This window comes from Myroides sp. DF42-4-2 (assembly GCF_030326445.1).
Taxonomy (GTDB): domain Bacteria; phylum Bacteroidota; class Bacteroidia; order Flavobacteriales; family Flavobacteriaceae; genus Flavobacterium.
The window spans coordinates 1-613 of sequence record NZ_JACAKI010000064.1; the positions used below are offsets into that span (position 1 = coordinate 1).

General features: G+C 28.7%; 1 protein-coding gene. It reads left to right on the plus strand.

Annotation, left to right across the window (positions count from 1 at the left end; genetic code table 11):
• Positions 1 to 157: 157 nt before the first annotated feature.
• Positions 158 to 613, plus strand: a 456-nt coding sequence (locus tag HX062_RS16155) for an aminoglycoside 6-adenylyltransferase (protein ID WP_286468136.1), incomplete at its 3' end; no start/stop codon positions are given.

A 613-nucleotide genomic window follows, 5' to 3' on the forward strand; every position in this document is an offset into this window, starting at 1 on the left:
CCGTTAGCGGTAATTTTACCAAACAGAATGTTGAACATAAAAAAATATAATCCGATGAAGCTATAAGTAACTGTCCAAAATATATAAACTTAAACCTTTTCATTGCTTTCAAAAAGTAATGGAATTTTCTATTATTAACTTTTAAAAATTAGAAAAAATGACACAGTTACAAATGATTAACAAAACAAAATCTATAGCTCAACAAGACGAAAATATTTCCGCTGTTTTTATGTATGGTTCATTTACCAAAAACGAAGGAGACAAATATTCTGACATCGAATTTTACATCTTTGTAAAAAATAAAGAAAATTTCTCGTCGGAAAAATGGGTAAATCAAATTCATCCTGTGGCTTTATATTTTATAAATGAATATGGAACCGAAGTTGCTATTTTTGAGAATTTGGTTAGAGGAGAATTTCATTTTTTAAAAACAGAGGAAATTGAAATTATCAAATCTTGGGACGGAATAGTTACATTTAGCGATTTTGACCAAATGAACCTAATCGACAAAGACGGACATTTAACGAAAACGCTTAATCAAATCAAAACGAAATCGCCCGAAAGAATAACAAATGAAAACATCTTGTGGTTAAGTCAATCATTACTGAATGTT